16 protein-coding genes, 1 tRNA gene and 1 other annotated feature are annotated in these 16,693 nt (G+C 53.0%); of the genes, 5 read left to right on the top strand and 12 right to left on the bottom strand.

Features of this window, described 5'->3' with window-relative positions; all coding sequences use genetic code 11:
* Positions 1-41: 41 nt before the first annotated feature.
* From AC2JF8_RS07080 to AC2JF8_RS07105, 6 genes are all read right to left on the bottom strand, one after another.
* Positions 42-1,151: a M24 family metallopeptidase gene (locus tag AC2JF8_RS07080; RefSeq protein ID WP_500762336.1), complete on the bottom strand. Its 1,110-nt coding sequence runs from the start codon at positions 1,149-1,151 to the stop codon at positions 42-44.
* Positions 1,152-1,299: 148 nt separating this feature from the next.
* Complete coding sequence (gene rpmA, locus AC2JF8_RS07085; protein ID WP_500729011.1) at positions 1,300-1,593, bottom strand: 50S ribosomal protein L27; 294 nt, start codon at positions 1,591-1,593, stop codon at positions 1,300-1,302.
* A gap of 12 nt (positions 1,594-1,605) precedes the next feature.
* Positions 1,606-1,920: a 50S ribosomal protein L21 gene (rplU, locus tag AC2JF8_RS07090; protein WP_500729012.1), complete on the bottom strand. Its 315-nt coding sequence runs from the start codon at positions 1,918-1,920 to the stop codon at positions 1,606-1,608.
* Between the two features lie 12 nt (positions 1,921-1,932).
* Positions 1,933-2,010, bottom strand: a sequence feature (ribosomal protein L21 leader region).
* A gap of 97 nt (positions 2,011-2,107) precedes the next feature.
* Complete coding sequence (locus AC2JF8_RS07095) at positions 2,108-2,947, bottom strand: YitT family protein (protein ID WP_500762338.1); 840 nt, start codon at positions 2,945-2,947, stop codon at positions 2,108-2,110.
* Positions 2,948-3,060: 113 nt separating this feature from the next.
* Positions 3,061-4,413, bottom strand: a complete 1,353-nt coding sequence (locus tag AC2JF8_RS07100; protein WP_500729097.1) for a DUF2325 domain-containing protein — start codon at positions 4,411-4,413, stop codon at positions 3,061-3,063.
* 156 nt (positions 4,414-4,569) lie between these two features.
* Complete coding sequence (locus AC2JF8_RS07105) at positions 4,570-6,354, bottom strand: DUF2207 family protein (protein ID WP_500762340.1); 1,785 nt, start codon at positions 6,352-6,354, stop codon at positions 4,570-4,572.
* 279 nt (positions 6,355-6,633) lie between these two features.
* Here AC2JF8_RS07105 and AC2JF8_RS07110 point away from each other — a divergent pair.
* The 5 genes from AC2JF8_RS07110 to AC2JF8_RS07130 all read left to right on the top strand — a co-directional run bounded on the left by AC2JF8_RS07110 (position 6,634) and on the right by AC2JF8_RS07130 (position 11,252).
* A tRNA-Arg gene (locus AC2JF8_RS07110) sits at positions 6,634-6,707 on the top strand.
* Between the two features lie 425 nt (positions 6,708-7,132).
* Complete coding sequence (locus AC2JF8_RS07115) at positions 7,133-7,285, top strand: hypothetical protein (RefSeq protein WP_500762342.1); 153 nt, start codon at positions 7,133-7,135, stop codon at positions 7,283-7,285.
* Between the two features lie 10 nt (positions 7,286-7,295).
* A complete protein-coding gene (locus tag AC2JF8_RS07120) occupies positions 7,296-8,333 on the top strand; it encodes a PTS sugar transporter subunit IIC (protein WP_500762344.1) in 1,038 nt (345 codons plus the stop codon).
* A gap of 71 nt (positions 8,334-8,404) precedes the next feature.
* A complete protein-coding gene (locus tag AC2JF8_RS07125; RefSeq protein WP_500762346.1) occupies positions 8,405-8,761 on the top strand; it encodes an arsenate reductase family protein in 357 nt (118 codons plus the stop codon).
* A gap of 88 nt (positions 8,762-8,849) precedes the next feature.
* Positions 8,850-11,252 carry a Xaa-Pro dipeptidyl-peptidase gene (locus AC2JF8_RS07130; RefSeq protein WP_500762347.1) on the top strand — a complete coding sequence of 801 codons (2,403 nt, stop codon included), beginning with the start codon at positions 8,850-8,852 and terminating at the stop codon, positions 11,250-11,252.
* Between the two features lie 337 nt (positions 11,253-11,589).
* On the opposite strand, the gene glnA is transcribed toward AC2JF8_RS07130, so the two are convergent.
* From glnA to AC2JF8_RS07160, 6 genes are all read right to left on the bottom strand, one after another.
* A complete protein-coding gene (gene glnA, locus AC2JF8_RS07135) occupies positions 11,590-12,927 on the bottom strand; it encodes a type I glutamate--ammonia ligase (protein ID WP_500762349.1) in 1,338 nt (445 codons plus the stop codon).
* A 161-nt stretch (positions 12,928-13,088) separates the two neighbouring features.
* Positions 13,089-14,336, bottom strand: coding sequence for a methionine gamma-lyase family protein (locus tag AC2JF8_RS07140; RefSeq protein ID WP_500762351.1), 1,248 nt, complete (start codon positions 14,334-14,336; stop codon positions 13,089-13,091).
* A complete protein-coding gene (miaA, locus tag AC2JF8_RS07145; protein ID WP_500762353.1) occupies positions 14,329-15,249 on the bottom strand; it encodes a tRNA (adenosine(37)-N6)-dimethylallyltransferase MiaA in 921 nt (306 codons plus the stop codon). Before miaA ends, AC2JF8_RS07140 begins: the two co-directional genes overlap by 8 nt.
* A gap of 75 nt (positions 15,250-15,324) precedes the next feature.
* On the bottom strand, positions 15,325-15,729 hold the full coding sequence (locus AC2JF8_RS07150) for a rhodanese-like domain-containing protein (protein ID WP_500729022.1): 405 nt from the start codon (positions 15,727-15,729) through the stop codon (positions 15,325-15,327).
* A 66-nt stretch (positions 15,730-15,795) separates the two neighbouring features.
* Complete coding sequence (locus AC2JF8_RS07155; protein ID WP_500729023.1) at positions 15,796-16,002, bottom strand: YqgQ family protein; 207 nt, start codon at positions 16,000-16,002, stop codon at positions 15,796-15,798.
* Positions 16,002-16,679 carry a rhomboid family intramembrane serine protease gene (locus AC2JF8_RS07160; RefSeq protein ID WP_500762355.1) on the bottom strand — a complete coding sequence of 226 codons (678 nt, stop codon included), beginning with the start codon at positions 16,677-16,679 and terminating at the stop codon, positions 16,002-16,004. The genes AC2JF8_RS07155 and AC2JF8_RS07160 overlap by 1 nt, the downstream gene beginning before the upstream one ends.
* Between the last annotated feature and the right edge of the window lie 14 nt (positions 16,680-16,693).

Below are 16,693 nucleotides of genomic sequence, written 5' to 3' on the forward strand. Positions count from 1 at the left end.
ACCAATTCACACGTGATTTTACTATCAATAATCCTGAACTTTTACAAAGAAATTAATTCATCCTTAGGCAAAGTTGAGAGGGTTTCTGGCGTCTGCCCGTGGACCAGGACGTCGTCCTCAATACGCACCCCGCCCTTGCCCGGCAAGTAGATCCCGGGTTCGACGGTGTGCACCATGTTGTCAACCAGTTCCTGACGGCCAAAAGGCAGTGCGGGCTGGCACAACTCATGGATTTCCAAGCCGATGCCGTGACCGATGCCGTGGCCAAAGTATTGGCCGTAGCCCTGCTCCGTGATGTAGTCACGCGCCGCCCGGTCAACATCGCTGCCATGGTTGCCGGCAACCGCGGCCGCAATCCCGCGGCGCTGGGCTTCATGCACAATCTGATATATTTGGCGCAGCTCGCGTTCAACTTTGCCCACTGCCACCGTCCGCGTGATATCAGCCGCGTAGCCGTGGTAAAAGGCACCAAAATCAATGACGACCAAATCGCCTGTTTCGATCATCTTATCGCTGGCCACGCCGTGGGCCCAGGCCGAACGCACGCCCGACGCGATGATTGTGTCAAAGCTGGGGCCATCGCCGCCGTTGATCTTGAAGAAATAATCAAGCTTGGCACCAACGCTGCGTTCAACCGCACCGGGCTTAATCAGGGGCAGAATCTCGTTGAAACTGTCCATCGAGATATCGATTGCCCGCCGCAGCGTCGCAAGCTCCAACTCATCCTTTACGTTGCGGACGCGCTCAACCAACTCTTCACAGATTTCAAAATCAATCTGCGGATTTAGTTTTTGCAGCTGCTTAAATTCCACGACCGACACAAATTCGCCTTCGACCAAGACCTTTTTCAGGCCGGTACCCTGCAGCTGCCTGCTGATCTCCTCATCCTGGCCGCTGCGCTTCATGATGACCGTCATTTCGCCCGGCGCTTCAGCCTTGATCTGGCTGTCAAAGCGCGAATCCGACAGCAGGATGCGGTCACCGCGGGCCGTCAGGATCAGCTGGGCTTCCTCACCGGTAAAATTCGTCAAGTAGCGGTAGTTAGCCTGGTTAAAAACAAGCAGTGCATCGGCACCACGCTCGCGCACCAATGTGGTTACCTGATCGATTCTTCTAGTCAACAGCGTTAACAATTCGTCTTTTTCATTCATGCTGAATCCTCACCTAATACGCAAACACGTGCTTGCACTTTGTCGCTAACGTCTTCCTGCTGCCAGAGCATAAATATTAGCGCCTCAAAACCCCTAACGTAAAAAAGACGAGAAGCATATGCTTTTCGTCTTTTTGTTAAGAACTAAATTACTTAGCTTCTTCTTCGACTGGAACAACAGAAACTTGCTTCCTGTACTTGTCCAAACGTTCAAATTTAACTACGCCGTTTACCAAAGCAAACAGGGTGTCGTCTCCACCACGGCCAACGTTCTTGCCCGGGTGAATCTTCGTGCCGCGTTGCCGATAAATAATCGTACCCGCATGAATCGTTTGGCCATCAGCAGCCTTGGCGCCCAAACGACGTCCAGCTGAGTCACGACCGTTGGCAGTAGAACCGCCACCCTTGTGGTGGGCAAATAATTTAAGATTTAAAATATTCATAATGTATTACCTCTAGCTTAATTCAATCTTCTCAACTGCAACCTTGGTATAAGGTTGACGGTGACCATATTTTGAATGTGAGTGCTTCTTAGGCTTGTACTTGAAAGTAACAACTTTCTTTTCCTTGCCTTGTTTCTCGACCTTGGCAAGAACCTTGGCACCCTCGACTAACGGCGTGCCAACTTTAACGTCCTTGCCATCAGAAGCAAGAATTACCTCATCAAAAGTAACCTCTTGACCCTCTTCAACGTCAAGTTTTTCAACAAAAACACTATCGCCTTCAGCAACCTTGTATTGCTTACCACCGGTTTTAATGATTGCGTACATTACTACCCTCCAAAAAATACTTAGACTCGCCAATTGGGGTGCTTTTCGCTAAAAGACTTCTGACCCCAGTATGTGCGGTTGCAGATGTGGAGGTCTCCACAAATACAACTACTTCATGATACTACTGCCCGCGCGAATTGGCAATAAGAAAAGCCCGCAAATCCGCAGGTTTCCACCAAGAGCAGAATCAGATCTGCCACTTGCCGCCGTGCACCTTAGCAATGTTCTCGGTGACGATGAAGGCCTCGGCGTCAATTGCCCGTGCCTTCGCGACCAGCGGGCCGTACTCGTTGGTGTCAACGACGATGACCAGCTGCTGCTTAGTCTGGTCGCTGTATCCGCCGACCACGTTGTAGACGGTCAGACCGTCATAATCCTGCTGCAGCATGTCCTTAATAGTATCAAGCTGATCGTTGCTCATGATCCGCACCTGGTACTTCTTGTCAAAACCGGTCTCGGTGTAGCGCATCGTGATCGTCGTGATGATTTCTGAAAAAGCCGCGAGCAAGAATGCTTCCGTGCCATCCACAAACAGGTTGAGGACGATGATTGCAAGGTCGATGACCATCAAAGACAGTGCCGGATCGACGTAGAAATATTTTTTGATAATCAGCGGCGGGATTGTTGTACCGCCGGCCGATGCGTTGATGCGGTAAAGCATCGAAACGCCAATTCCCATGAGCATGCCGCCGTAGATCACCGCAAGCATGTTGTTTGCGGTCAACTTAAAGCTGGGCGTAACCTCCATTAGGACGGGCAGAAGCAGGCTGCCCAGGGCCGCCCTCTTTAGCGTCGCCCGGCCCAAGAAAATCGCCGCCAAGACTAGTATCAGGGTGTTGACGACGAAGACCGTCAGTGACCGGTTGATCCCCCAAACTGCATCAACCAAAATCGCAATCCCCGTCGAACCCCCGGCTGCTACGTTAATCGGCGCGTAGAAGAAGTTGATTGCGACCGCAATTATCTCCAGGCCGGCTAAAAAATAGAGCCAGTATTGCCATGTATGTGCGTGCTTTTTAGTTTTCATCTCATCTTCCTCTCATAAATTTCACTTCTTATTGTACTAAAAAGCAATACTTATATACAAGAAAGACGCATATTTCATTAAATTTTACTAAAGACTTGGCCTTGTGTCGCTGCTTAGTCCTGGACCTTGCCAAATGAACCGTCATTGGTCTTGTAGTCGATTGCCTGGTTGCCCTCATAGGCCGGCAGTCCCTTCTCCGCCCGGTAGAGCGCCCGTTCAAAGGCCTGATAGCCCTTGCTTGAGCTGACGGCAAACTTAACACTGTACTTGCTGGCAAACTCCTGGATGTTCCAGGTGCTGTCGTGTGCGGCAAAGGCCGTCACGAGAATAACAATGTCCAGGTCCCTGATCTGCCTTTCCATCACCTTCTTCTTGCCCTGGAAGGCGTCGACGGGAACCGGAATACCGTTGTAGCGGTTGACAATGCCCGCGAGCACCGCCTCATTCTGGTTGTCGCCCACCGCAATCCCCACACGCTGGTAGTGCAGGTCCATTGCCAGGCGGGGCAGCTCATCTGCCGGCCGGGTGCTCTTAGCCTTTTTCCTCTTCGTCACGGCTGCTGCCTGGGGCTGGTCAACCGGGTAGATCCAGCGAATCTGAATCGCGGCGGCCGGATTCTTCTTAATGCGCACGTCGCCGTCATACCACGCGAGGTCGACAATCGCTCCGTCCCCAATAAACGGCGTGCCCTCCGGGAATTTGCTGGGATCAACCGGCAAAAGAACGGATTTGCCGCGGACGCGCAGCTTTTGGCCCTTAATGTTGCGGCTGATTGCCAAATGCCCCGGGGCGCCCTGCACCACCGCGTACTTAAAGGTTGAGATCTGGTCGACTTCCATGCTGGAAAGCTGGCGAAAACCGACCACCCGCAGAATTTCTGCCTCATAAACCGTGCTGTTTTCCAGTGGGACTGCCTCGACCACATCGCCACTCTTTAAGTTCAGCGTGTGAATCTGCGATTCCTTGAGCGTAAAGACGCGGCGGTTGCCGTTGTCAATCAGATCGCACCCCGCCAGCAGGCGGATGACCGTGTAGCGCTTGCCCTTGCGGTAGTCGCGCTTGGGCTTTTGGTGTGGCTGCACGGCCTTTTCAAACACCTTTTGGTCGATTGCCGCCCTCGTCGCCTGTGACTTGTGAACGGCCTGCTCCAGCTCAGTCAGGCCGTGGTGCAGGACAGACTTGCCCGGGACTGCAAACAGCAGCTTGTGAATTGCCGCCAGACCGCTTTTCTTGGCCGCGGGGTCACCGGGAACAGTCAAAAGCGTGGCCACGTCAATAAGCAGCTGGTTAAGCTGTGCGGCGTCCAGGCTAACCATCCCGGTGCTGCTCGTTTTACCGCCCTGGTCTTTGTTATCGGCCGCCATCCCCAGGATGAGCTTAATCGCCGCCAGACCGTTCGTCAGGCTTTGGTCGTCGCCCGCCGTCTGGTTCAAAATTCTCTTCAAGTTATTACGGTAGTCAAACATGTTCATTCCAGCTTTTCTAATTAATTGTTTTAATAGCGCAATTTAAGTATAGCAACTTAAAAAGCCCGGCACAAAGCAAAGCGGGTTCTGAAGTTAGCACTCTCCTTCAGAACCCGCACGTATTTATCTCTTATTCGAATATTACTCGCTGCGTTTTTAGAAGGCCCCGCCACCGGAACCACCGCCGAAGCCGCCGGATGAACCACCCGAGAAGCCGCCGGACCCGCCGGATACGGAAGATGAGCCAGAGGAAACGCCCGCGGTGAAGCTATCGTTAAAGCTGCTGGCAAAGCCGTCGCTGCCGCTGCTGTAAAATGGACCGTAGAAGTAGAAGCCACCCTGCGCCAGTTCCTCGTCACTGAATTCGACCTTCAGCTCCTTTAGAACCTTCTTGGCCAGGTTGAAGGCCACGGCGTAGGGCATGATGTCCTCCCAGAGGACCAGGTCGCCGACGTCACGCATCTTGAAGCGGCCAATGTCGTCAAGCATCTTCTTAAAGCCGCGCACCTTGTCGGTTTCCTTTGCGCCCTTAGCCGTGTAGATCGAAACACGCCGCGTGCTCAGCACGAACGCAATAATTGCCAAAACCACAATGATGGGCTCGCCTATTAAAACAAGTGCGGTGTAGCGGTGGAAGATGCCAACGGCCATAACTGCGGCCGCCACGTTGATAACCATCAACAAAATGAGGCCGGTCTGATTAAGGCTGCGCTGCTCGGCAATCTTAGTCGACAATAGGCCCTGATCGCTAACTGCCTGCTTGCGGTCTTTGGACCACGAGTCAAAACTTTTGCCCAGGTTCTTATGGTGGTAGCGCTTCAGCTGCTTGGTCGTGAACGACTGTCCGTTGCCGACGTCGTTAAAGAGCGCCGCCAGGAGCTTCTCCTGGCTGACCAGTTCCGCATCAAGCAGGGTGATGCGGTAGTAGGTCCTGCGCCCCTCCTTGTAGTCCTCAATCTTTACCCTCTTCTGTGCAGCCAGCTGCATCAGGTAAGCCGTGAAGGCGCGACTGTCCGGGTTTGTCCCCGTGTCAAGCACTTGTGCGGTCACCGGGTCAACGTCCGGAATTTCATAGTTGTGCGCGAGCTCCTTGATCTTTACGGGTTTGGCCCCCAGCTCTTTGGTCATAAAACCCCTAATGATGGCAAAGACGCCGGCTATGGCACTAACGACAATCAAGATTATTTCAAAGACCTGGTTGCGCTGGCGCCTGCGGTTGGCCTGCCTGGCCAGCGCGGCCTCCTTTTTCAAGACTGCTTGGCGGTGATTCTGGTCGATTACATTCTTGTTTTTGGGGGTAACGCTGAGCGGAAAGATCGTGTGGACCTCCACGCCGGCGTCGCCCGGCAAATCATCGGCGGTCATCACGATCCGGCCTTCTTTAGGCGAAACCGCAATGTGACCGGACAGCGGGCCGTGGGCCCAGGCCTTCAGGCCCTTGACCGGCCCGGGAAAAACAACGCTGGCCTTGACGTGGTCCAGGTCGCTGTCCCAGGCGTTGCCGATAATCATAAAGTTCAACTCGGCCACGTCGCGGTAGTTGGTGATTGCACGCGTAATTTTGTAGCGGTAGGTGACCGTGAAGCGATTATCTTCTTTTACCGCATGGAAGACCTTGAAGCGTTCCCGATTTTCATACCGTTCTTCCTGGAAGTTTTGGGCCGGTTTGCTCTTTTGATTATTGTCCTGGACCCAAACCTTGAGGTCCTGAATCTTCTGACCCTTGGCCAGGGTTTGCGTGTAGTAGACGCCGTGGGCATCATCATCAAACCTATAGGTGATCCGCCGCTTCATGGTGAGCGAGCCGTCGGCATTCACCCGAGCGATTGCCGTGTTGTTTTCAATATCGTAGTCAACCTCAGCCTTGACCGGCCGCGTGACGGACACAAGGGCCACAAGCAGGCCGACAAGGGCCAGTAATTTTAAAATTGTGCGTTTCATAATTTTCCCACCATAATACAGTAATTTACCCTATTATACAGATTAGCCGGTAAAAAAACACGTAAATTTGTGTTCAAAGTGCTAGCGACTGGCCTGCTTATCGCCGCATTTTGGGAGACCTCCTAACCCTGCCGTCCCCCCAGAAAGGCCCAGGTCCGCGCGGCCTTTTGCAAAAGCGGTCCCGCTGCCAACTCGCGCCCGCTAAAATTTCTGGTTGCAATTAACCCCAATCTTCTCTATAATAATTAATGTTCTTACGGAGAACGTTAAATTCTGCATGGTCTGGTAGCTCAGCTGGATAGAGCAACGGTCTTCTAAACCGTGGGTCGTGAGTTCGAATCTCACCCGGATCATTTTTAGTAGATCTCAGAAAGTCTTGAAGAGCCAAAACCGCTGGTTCCAAGGCTTTTTTGTTGCTAAATAAACTATTAATAAGCACCAGAAGCTTTAACGTTGGCTAACATTTGGCTATCATTACAACAATTCAGCTTGGAACGTTGCTTAAATTTGCTGACCATGTTATGATAAGTACGGATCGCATATGGTCATGAGATTCAAAAAAACTGAAAGTCGTCTTAGTCCTCAAACTAAGGCGGCTTTTGCTTTTAATAGTACACGCACAAAGCTCCTATGGTTAGCAACCGTTAACCGTAGGAGCTTTTTTGGTATCGGTCTGCGCGAGCAGACGGGATGGGAACGCAACTGGGCTTCCACAGCTAACTGATCCGCCCTGCCGCCAAAAAAACAACTTGCACCATCAGGGGTGGTTAGGTATCATATGAAGCAACTCTTCGGTGTGAATAAAGGTATAGCTAATATGGCCAAGCAGAAAAATGATCCGGTGCAGGCTGCGCCGGTCTACGTTGTGCCCGGTGAACAGCTAGCTGCCGGCCGACCCCTTTTCTCATCAACCTGCTACAATTTATTATAGGAGATAGCAAATGAAAATATTCAAGCAAATCGTGTTGGACACGCTGAATGGCCTCTCTACCGGTATTGTGGTTGCGCTGATTCCCGGCGCGCTAGTCAATCAGTTGGTCAAGCTATTTCTGCCCGTCTGGCCGCAACTTGGACTTGTCCTGGCTTTGACCGCCTTCGCTGCGGCCCTCCTGCCGGCAATCAGTGCCGTTTGCGTGGGCATGACCGCTAAATTGTCGCCCATCCAGACATCGTCCCTGGCCCTCGCAGCCACGGCCGGTGCAGGCAGCTTTGCCGCGGTCAACGGCAAGGTGCTGGTAACGGGCAGCGGCGACGTCATCAACACCGCCATTACAATTATGATCGGCTACGGCCTCGTGCTTATTCTGGGCAAGAAATTCAAGGCCTACACCATCCTGCTTGTTCCCCTGCTGGTCCTGCTAATTGCCGGCGGAATTGGCTGTCTGACCCGGATACCCGTCGGCCAGGCAACCACCCTCATTGGCGTCGCAATCAAGCACCTGATGAACCTGCAGCCTGTTTTCATGGGGCTCATCATGGGCGTGGTCTTTGCCTTATTGGTTGTGTCGCCCATTTCATCGGTCGGCATCGCCACCGCCATCAGCATCTCCGGCATTGCTTCCGGAGCGGCCAACCTGGGCATCACCGCTGCCGCCTTTGCCCTTGCAATCTTTGGTTGGCGCGCCAATTCAGTGGGCACGTCGATCGCCCACTTTTTGGGATCACCCAAGATGCAGATGGCCAACCTGATGACCAAACCCAAGCTGCTGCTTCCGCTTCTAATTAATGCCGGAATCATGGGGGCACTAGGCGCATTGTTTCAGATCAAGGGCACGCCCATGTCTGCTGGCTTCGGCTTTTCCGGACTGATCGGGCCCTTGGCGGCAATGGCTGGTCGGCCCGCCACCGCCGGCAACATCTTGCTCATCGTTGTGCTCTTTTTCATTCTGCCCGTTGTCTTGGGGCTTTTAAGCGCTTATCTTTTTAATACCAAATTGCACTACTTCACCAGTCGGGACTTTAAACTTGACTTCAAGTAAGACGGACCGCCACATTTTTTACGCTTGCTTGCTATAATGGGTAATAAGAGAATTAAAAGGAAGGCAGAAGAATGATCAAATTTTACGGGTATAAGCGGTGCTCAACCTCGCGCAGTGCGCAGAAGTGGCTGAAGGAGCACGGCGTTGACGTTGATTTTCAGGATTTGGTGGAAAAGCCGCCGCTAAAGGAGGACCTAGTCAAGTGGATGACCGCGCACCAGGACCGCGGTCTTAGGTACTTCTTCAACACGCACGGCCAGGATTACCGCAAGCTGCACCTGAGCACCAAGGTGGACGGCATGACGATTGCCGACGCCGCGGACTTGATGGCACAAAATGGCAAGCTGATCAAGCGGCCGCTGGTCGTCGAGGGCGATAAACTAACCTGCGGCTTTAACGAAGACGTTTACCAGAAGACGTGGCTATAAAAAAGGCGGGCAATTAGCCCGCTTTTTTTGTCTCCTTTCCTATCTTTGACAGAACAGGTACAATAAGTAGTTAAAAAAGGAGAAAAAAATGAAATATAACCAATACGCCTACGTTGAAACCAATTTTGCAACGCAGGTCAACGAACTGCTAACCATCAAATTTTTGCCGGCCGACTACCAAACGCGGTCCTTCGGCGAGCTACTATCCGCAATGGTCAAGAATGCCCTAGCGGAGGTTGACCGTAAAGACAGTCCCGCCCGGTCCGCCAAACTGCGTGAATTTGCCGTTTCAGAGACGGAAAACCTGGCGGATTTTTTGGCCCGGCACCCCGAGAAGATGTCGCCGGACGAGTTTTACAACGTCGCTTTGCAGCTTTTGGGCTACCACGTGCACTACGACTATGATCTGAATGCGCCCGTCAAGTTCATGAACAAGCAAAATCTGCCTGTTGTCAGCGGCATTGACGATCAGTCCGACCTGATCACGGCCTTTTACCGCCTGCTGAACACGCGCTCCAAAAACGGTCAGCTTCTGATTGACGTCATGGCCGGCAGGGGCTACTTCTTCGACCGCAGGGGCGAATTTCCGGCAGATGAGTTTGTTTTGTTCAACGGCAAAAGCCTGCCGGTCTTTGATACCAGCAAGATTATTCGTGAGGTGGTCTACGTTGAAAGCGACCTTGATACTGACGGCGATGGTCGGTCCGATCTTCTTCAGACCACTATTTTTCGGCCGGCCGAAAGCGACCGCCTGCCCGTTCCTGCCCTCTACACCGCCAGCCCCTACTTCGGCGGAATCATTGACAACGAAAAGCGCAACCACTCGGTTGACGAGAACCTGACGGACGCAACCCAGTGGACCAACCCGCAGTATCAGGCCTCAAACCGGGTGCCGGCTTTAAGCCCCGCCGCTTCCGCACGCACGGCGTACCCGTCAACGGAAAAGGCCGTGGGCAAATCCTCATACGGACTGAACGAGTACATGCTCGCCCGTGGTTTTGCCAGTGTCTTTGCGGGTGCAATCGGCACGCGGGGCAGCGATGGACTCCGCATCACGGGGGCGCCCGAGGAAACCGAAAGCGCCAAGGAAATCATCGAGTGGCTGCACGGCGACCGCATTGCCTACACAGACCGCACACGCACGCACGAAACGAGGGCCAGCTGGTGCAATGGCAACATCGGCATGACCGGCCGCTCCTACCTGGGCACCCTGCAGATTGCCATCGCCACGACCGGTGTGGCCGGTCTCAAGACCGTCGTCTCCGAAGCCGCAATCTCGTCGTGGTACGACTATTACCGTGAACATGGCCTCGTCGTAGCACCGGAAGACTGCCAGGGTGAAGACCTGGAGCTCCTGGCCGAGACGTGCCAGTCGAACCTCTTGGATGCCGGCGACTTCCTGAAGATTAAGTCTAAGTACGACGCAATGCAAAAGGAATTGCTGGATAAATCCGACCGGACAACCGGACAGTATTCAGACTTTTGGGAGGCCCGCAACTACCGCCACCACACGGATGGCATCAAGTGCTCGTGGATCAGCGTTCACGGCTTAAACGATTGGAACGTCAAACCCAAAAACGTCTACAAAATTTGGCAAAAGGTCAAAAAATTGCCCGTTGACCACCACCTTTTCCTGCACCAGGGTCCGCACTACAACATGAACAATTTAGTTTCGATTGACTTTACCGACCTCATGAACCTATGGTTCGTCCATGAGCTGCTGGAAGTCGATAACGGGGCCGACCGGCAGTGGCCGACGGTGATGGTCCAGGACAACCTGCAGGCCGACCGCTGGCACGCTGAAGATGATTGGAGCAATAACATCGGCCACACCACGGTCTACTACCCAACCGACGACGGCGAACTGCAAAAAGATGGCAACGGCACGGGCCACCCTTCCTTCGTGGACAAGGGGGGCACGGAATTTAAAAAAGCCCACATCAGCGAAAGCGCGTGGCAGTATAAGTTTATCTCTGGCGACAAGCAGTGGAGCAAGCCTAGCCTGCGCTTTACCACAGATGAATTCATCCATCCCGTTACCATTGTCGGCCGACCAGAAGTCAAGCTGCGGGTATCGTCCAGTCTGAACAAGGGCCAATTATCGGTTGCCCTGGTTGAGGTGGGCGAGCGTAAGCGGTTGACGGCCACGCCGAAGTTTATCATGCCCGGCGGTCAGGAGCTGGGCTTCCGCTTCGGCACCGATACGCTGCAGGAATTCATGCCGGACAAGCCGACTTGCGCAAAAATGATTACCAAGGCGCACATGAACCTGCAAAATTACGCCGACATGAAAAAGCCGCAGGCAATTAAACCAGGCCAGTTTTATGATCTCAGTTTTAAACTGCAGCCCACCTACTACCAAATTCCGGCCGGCAGCAAGCTCTGCCTGATCATCTATTCAACCGACCAGGGCATGACGAAACGGCCGCTTGAAAACACGACCTACACCGTCGACCTGGCCGCAACCGCAATTATGTTCAGCCAGAAGTAAGCTAGTTAGCTCTTTCTAAATAACCATCTGCCAGCAGTTCAAGCAAAATATAGTAACTAGGGAAAACAACTAATACCTCTGGTGGCCCGGATTAAACTAGGATAACCAAAAGCTGTATTAAAAAGAGCATCAACCTGTTGCTTAAACAAAAATATTATTAAGCTCTATCTACTTTAGAATATTTGACAAAGAGCCATTAATTAATGTATCACACATGCAAAAAAGCGAACGTTACTACAGCAACGTTCGCTTTTTTGCTTTTAACGACTCCTAGTGTCATCTTGCCTTTTTTAATGCACTTGCGGGCAAACCTTCTAGAGCGGCTTATCCCCATGCCCTAGTAACCCATGTAGCGGTTACGCTCCCAGTCCGAAACGGACTGGGCATACTGGGACCATTCCAGTTCCTTGGAACTGATGAAGCTTTGCGTCAGGTGCTCGCCAAGAGCGGCTTTGATCAGCTCATCCTTCTTAAACGCCTTGAGCGCATTGTGCAGTGTCGACGGCAGCGGTTTGATGCCCGCCTTATTGCGTTCTTCTTCAGTCAACGTGAAGATGTTGCAGTCAACCGGATCCATCGGCATTTTTTCTTCCTTAATCCCGGCAAGACCTGCGGCTAGACAGGCCGCAAGCAGCAGGTAGGGGTTGGCCGTTGGGTCAGCGGACCGCATCTCAAGCCGCGTGTTGATCTCCTCGGCTGACGGCACCCGGACCATCGGAGACCTGTTCTTGGACGCCCAAGAAATGTAGACTGGGGCCTCAAAGCCCGGAATCAGACGCTTGTACGAATTCACGGTCGGGTTGCCAACAGCGGTGATTGCCCGGGCGTGCTCCAGGATGCCATTCAAGAAGTAGAGGGCGTCGTTAGACAGGTGGAACTTGTTGTCTGCGTTATAGAAGGCATTCTTCTTGCCCCGGAACAGGGACATGTTCGTGTGCATGCCGTTGCCCGCCTGGCCCTGCAGCGGCTTGGCCATGAATGTGGCATACAGACCATGCCGTTTGGAAATTTCGCGGACCACCAGCTTGAACAGCTGCACCCGGTCGGCAGTCGTCAGCGCATCGTCAAACTTAAAGTCAATTTCCTGCTGGCCGTCACCGACCTCATGATGGGCGGCTTCGACCTCAAAGCCAATACTCTCCAGCGTTTCAACAATGTCGCGCCGGCAGCTTGCACTCTCATCCTGTGAGGTCAGGTCAAAGTAGGAGGCGTGGTCCGGCACCTCGGTCGTCCAGTTGCCGTCTTGGTCGAGCTTAAGCAAGTGAAACTCGGCTTCAAAGCCAATGTCAAAGGCCGAAAAGCCCATGTCATTCATCTGCGCCAGAATCCGTTTCAGGTTGTTGCGCGGATCGCCGTCAAACGGCTTGCCGTCCGTAGTATGCACCGAACAGATCAGGCAGCCAATCTTGCCACCCTGCACATCCGTCCACGGCAAGACGGACCAGGTGGCAAAATCCGGGTACAGGACCATGTCGCTTTCTTCCAGACGGACAAAACCGTCGATTGAAGAGCCGTCAAACCTAATATCATTATTCAACACTTTTTCCAGCTGACTATTGGGTACCTCAACTGCCTTGAGGGTACCGTTAATGTCGGTAAACATGAGCCGCAAGAAACGCACATCATCGTCCGCGACACTCTTTCTAATATCATCTGCTGAAATTTTCTTTGTCATGCTTCTCCACCTAAAATATATATAACTAATAATTGGTATAAATCAATAAGAGCATGTCTTCCATGCAATAAACTGATTAACAGGTTAGCAAACCACCGCACAAATGTAAAGTGGTATAGCTTATGCCGCCCAACTTTTACCAAAGCTTTACTGGGGGCAGGCTAGTTTTGATAGAACAACTCGTTGACCGCGTTGGTAATCGCAATCTTGACGTGGGCATACGTGAGCCCGCCCTGCATATAGAGTGCATAGGGCGGACGAATGGGACCATCGCCGGAAAATTCGATGCTGGCACCGTCAACAAAGGAGCCGTCAGCCATGATCACCTTGTCCTCGTAGCCCGTGTCGTTGCTCGGAATGGGATCGACGAATGAATTCACCGGGGAATTCTGCTGCAAAACCTGTGCAAATCTGACCATCTTGTCCTGATCATGGAAAACAACGGCCTGGATGAGGTCCGTGCGGTCATCATTCCAGCGCGGCGTTACCTGGACGCCCATCCGTTCCAGCAGCGCTGAAGCGTAGATTGCGCCCTTAATCGCGTTGCCCGTCACGCTAGGCGCGAGGAACAGTCCCTCAAAGTAGTCCCGGTTGTTGTCGAGGCTGGCACCCTCTTCACGCCCGATGCCGCCCGCCGTCAGACGGGCCGCCGTGTTCTCGATGAGTTCGTGCTTGCCGACCACGTAGCCGCCAACCTTGGCCAGACCACCACCCGCATTTTTAATCAGGGAACCGGCCATCAGGTCAGCCCCGTATTCGGTTGGCTCGTGCATTTCGGAGAATTCGCCGTAGCAGTTATCGATAAAAATGATGCTGCCGGGGGAAACCTCCCGGATCATCTTGATCATCGGTTTAATCTTCGCCACGGTAAAGCTCTGCCTCGTGTCATAGCCGCGTGAACGCTGAATCACAACCATCTTGGGCTGGTGCCCTGCCAGCAGCGTGCGGGCAGCAGCAAAATCAGCCTCACCGTCTTTCAGGTCGACGTGGGAAAACTTCACGCCGTACTGCTTCAGGCTGCCACGACCATCACCGGCAATGCCGATCACCTGCTGCAGGGTATCATACGGCATCCCCGTCAGGTAGGTCAGTTCATCGCCGGGCAGCAGGTTGCCGGCCATTGCGGTGGCCAGCGTGTGCGTCCCGGAAACAAACTGCGACCGAACCAGGGCATCTTCGGTGCAAAAAATCTGCGCATAGATGCGGTCAAGCTTGTCCCGACCGCTGTCGTCACTGCCGTATCCGGTACTCCCCATCAGGTCAGCCTCAGCCACTTGGTGGTCCTTATACGCCTGTAAAACCTTGTTTTGGTTATACAGGATATTTTCGTCGATTTTTGCCAGCTGCGGCGCAATCTGCTGCTCCACCGTGCTGACAATCTGCTGCAATTCGACCGGCCAGTTATTCATTCATCCATTCCTCCGTTTTTTCTTCAATTTTACGCAAACACGCGGGATCGTTCAAGGGGTCAAACCACACTACCGGCAACTGGTGGCGCAGGTACGTCAATTGGCGCTTGGCGTACCTGCGTGACGCCGTCTTAAGCATAGCCACGCAGTCTTTTAGGTCGCATTCGCCAGCAAAATAAGGGAAAAATTCCTTATAGCCGATTGCCTGCAAAATCTGGTGTTCACGCGCCCGGTTGCGGTACACAAACTCCGCCTCCGCGAGCAGCCCCTCTTCCATCATCTGGTCAACGCGCTTTTCAATGCGGCGGTATATCTCCTGGCGCTGGGAGTTGAGGCCGATAATCAGGTAGTCATACCGCAGCGGGATCGCGTCTTGCTGCTGCGAAAACTTCTTCCCCGTCCGGGCTATCACCGTTAATGCCCGCAAAATGCGGCGGACATTAGCGGACGGAATTTTGGCCGCCGCCTCCGGGTCCAAACCATTCAATTCCCGCCACAATTTTTCCGGACCCGCCTCTTCAAGCAGGTCGAGCCACCTCGCGTCAACGCCGCCCTGCTCCCTGTTTCCTTCGCCCAGCTGCATCTTGTTGAGCAGCGCGTTCACGTAAAAGCCGGTGCCGCCAACGAGCATGGGCAATTTGCCCCGGGCACTGATCTGCGCAACCGCACGTTGCGCCTGTTCAACAAAATCCGTCACTGCGTACGGCTCAAAAACCGATTGCGTGTCCACAAGGTGGTGCGGGACGGCCCGCTGCTCGCTCGGCGTTGCCTTTGCGGTCCCGATTGCCACCTCGCGGTAGACCTGCATTGAATCCCCCGAAATCACCTCGGCGTTCAGCCGGGTGGCGATTTTAATCGCCAGACTGGTCTTGCCAATCGCCGTCGGCCCCACGACCGCTAGAACTTTCTGCATCTTTTGCTTTCCTTTTCCCCTTTTATTAATATCTAAAAAAACACGTTTGAACAACCTGCAAACATGTTTTTTTACTTAGTATTTAGATGACTTGGTGCGGCCGTTCCACTCGTCAAAGCCGGTCTTCAACCATTTAATCGACGTGAAGTGCTTTTTTTGCAGGAATCTAGCCGCACGCAAAGTAACGGACAAAGAATCCGAATACAGGTACACGGGCAAATCCTTCCTGAGCTCAGCGTACTGGTACTTGAGCATGGTGTACGGCAAGCTGCGCGCGCCATCAATGTGCTTGCGCTTGAACGGTGCCTTCTCCCGCAGGTCGACGATTTGCGCCTTGCGCATGCCCTTGTTGAACTCATCATTGGTCAAGTCGCCGTGGCCGAGGCGTTTAGTCTGAATTTTGTTCCACAGCCACGTCAAAACGAAGGCCAAAATCACGATCAATAATACTGCGTCAATAATAATTAAAAAAGTTGACATAAATTTTCTTCACTCCCAAAAAGCTTATAAGGATAATATACTACTAAATTCTTCTAAGAGCCACGCCTATCTTTTTTGTATCTTTTCCTCATACTCGTGTTCACGGCGCAGGATTAGCTTGGCCACCAGGTAATCGTGCTGGTCGATTAAATGCGCGCGGTTGATGTTGTCAAGTTCAAGTGCCATCAGCTCAATATCCCAAATTCGCCGGCCCACGTGGACGAAAATGCCGTACTTCTTCAAAAGCTGCTGTACATCATATAGTGTCTTCATTATAGTTTGATTATCATACCCATTCTAACCGCAGCAACGCAGTAAACGATCAGCACGCACACGGCAACAATCCGCCACTTGGCGGAATAGCGCTGCATCCGGTCACCAATAATCAGCACGATCAAAAAGCCGACGAGGAAGCCGCCGATATGGCCCTGAATGTCGATATTCGGTGCAAACAGGTCGAGGCCAATATTGATTAGGGCCAGCCAAAAGGCCTGCCGGCCCAAGTAAGTGATGATTGGATTGGCCCGGTTGCACACGGCAATCGCCGTCATGGCGCCGAACAGGCCGAATAAAGCGGTTGACGCGCCGGCGGAAATAGCCCGGTCGCTTCCCCACGCAAGGCTCAAAAGGTTGCCGCCAACGCCGGACAAGAGGTACAAGCAGAGAAAGCGCCAGTGCCCCAGGATTTGCTCGATGGAGATGCCTAGATAGTAGATCATCACGGCGTTAGAAACCAGGTGCATGATGCCGATATGCAAAAACTGGGCGGTAAAGAGCCGCCACCACTGGCCGCCGGCCACCACGGCGTAGTTGCTCATCGCCCCCATCTTGACCAGGACAAAGGTGTTCTCTGACCCGCCGAGTGCCACCTCAATTAGAAAAACAGCCAGCAGCACAACCAGGATGCCCACGGTCACGTATGAATTTTTCAGGTTTTGACGTTGATCCATCTTTGCCAGTCCCT

This window comes from Lactobacillus sp. CA30L, assembly GCF_059900845.1.

Excerpts from the sequence above, each read along its gene's own strand:
- glnA (WP_500762349.1), bottom strand. The coding sequence starts at position 12,927 with ATGACAAAGAAAATTTCAGCAGATGATATTAGAAAGAGTGTCGCGGAC.
- miaA (WP_500762353.1), bottom strand. The coding sequence starts at position 15,249 with ATGCAGAAAGTTCTAGCGGTCGTGGGGCCGACGGCGATTGGCAAGACC.
- AC2JF8_RS07120 (WP_500762344.1), top strand. The coding sequence starts at position 7,296 with ATGAAAATATTCAAGCAAATCGTGTTGGACACGCTGAATGGCCTCTCT.
- AC2JF8_RS07100 (WP_500729097.1), bottom strand. The coding sequence starts at position 4,413 with ATGTTTGACTACCGTAATAACTTGAAGAGAATTTTGAACCAGACGGCG.
- AC2JF8_RS07130 (WP_500762347.1), top strand. The coding sequence starts at position 8,850 with ATGAAATATAACCAATACGCCTACGTTGAAACCAATTTTGCAACGCAG.
- AC2JF8_RS07155 (WP_500729023.1), bottom strand. The coding sequence starts at position 16,002 with ATGAAGACACTATATGATGTACAGCAGCTTTTGAAGAAGTACGGCATT.
- AC2JF8_RS07160 (WP_500762355.1), bottom strand. The coding sequence starts at position 16,679 with ATGGATCAACGTCAAAACCTGAAAAATTCATACGTGACCGTGGGCATC.
- AC2JF8_RS07095 (WP_500762338.1), bottom strand. The coding sequence starts at position 2,947 with ATGAAAACTAAAAAGCACGCACATACATGGCAATACTGGCTCTATTTT.
- rpmA (WP_500729011.1), bottom strand. The coding sequence starts at position 1,593 with ATGAATATTTTAAATCTTAAATTATTTGCCCACCACAAGGGTGGCGGT.
- AC2JF8_RS07115 (WP_500762342.1), top strand. The coding sequence starts at position 7,133 with ATGAAGCAACTCTTCGGTGTGAATAAAGGTATAGCTAATATGGCCAAG.
- AC2JF8_RS07080 (WP_500762336.1), bottom strand. The coding sequence starts at position 1,151 with ATGAATGAAAAAGACGAATTGTTAACGCTGTTGACTAGAAGAATCGAT.
- AC2JF8_RS07150 (WP_500729022.1), bottom strand. The coding sequence starts at position 15,729 with ATGTCAACTTTTTTAATTATTATTGACGCAGTATTATTGATCGTGATT.
- AC2JF8_RS07105 (WP_500762340.1), bottom strand. The coding sequence starts at position 6,354 with ATGAAACGCACAATTTTAAAATTACTGGCCCTTGTCGGCCTGCTTGTG.
- rplU (WP_500729012.1), bottom strand. The coding sequence starts at position 1,920 with ATGTACGCAATCATTAAAACCGGTGGTAAGCAATACAAGGTTGCTGAA.
- AC2JF8_RS07125 (WP_500762346.1), top strand. The coding sequence starts at position 8,405 with ATGATCAAATTTTACGGGTATAAGCGGTGCTCAACCTCGCGCAGTGCG.
- AC2JF8_RS07140 (WP_500762351.1), bottom strand. The coding sequence starts at position 14,336 with ATGAATAACTGGCCGGTCGAATTGCAGCAGATTGTCAGCACGGTGGAG.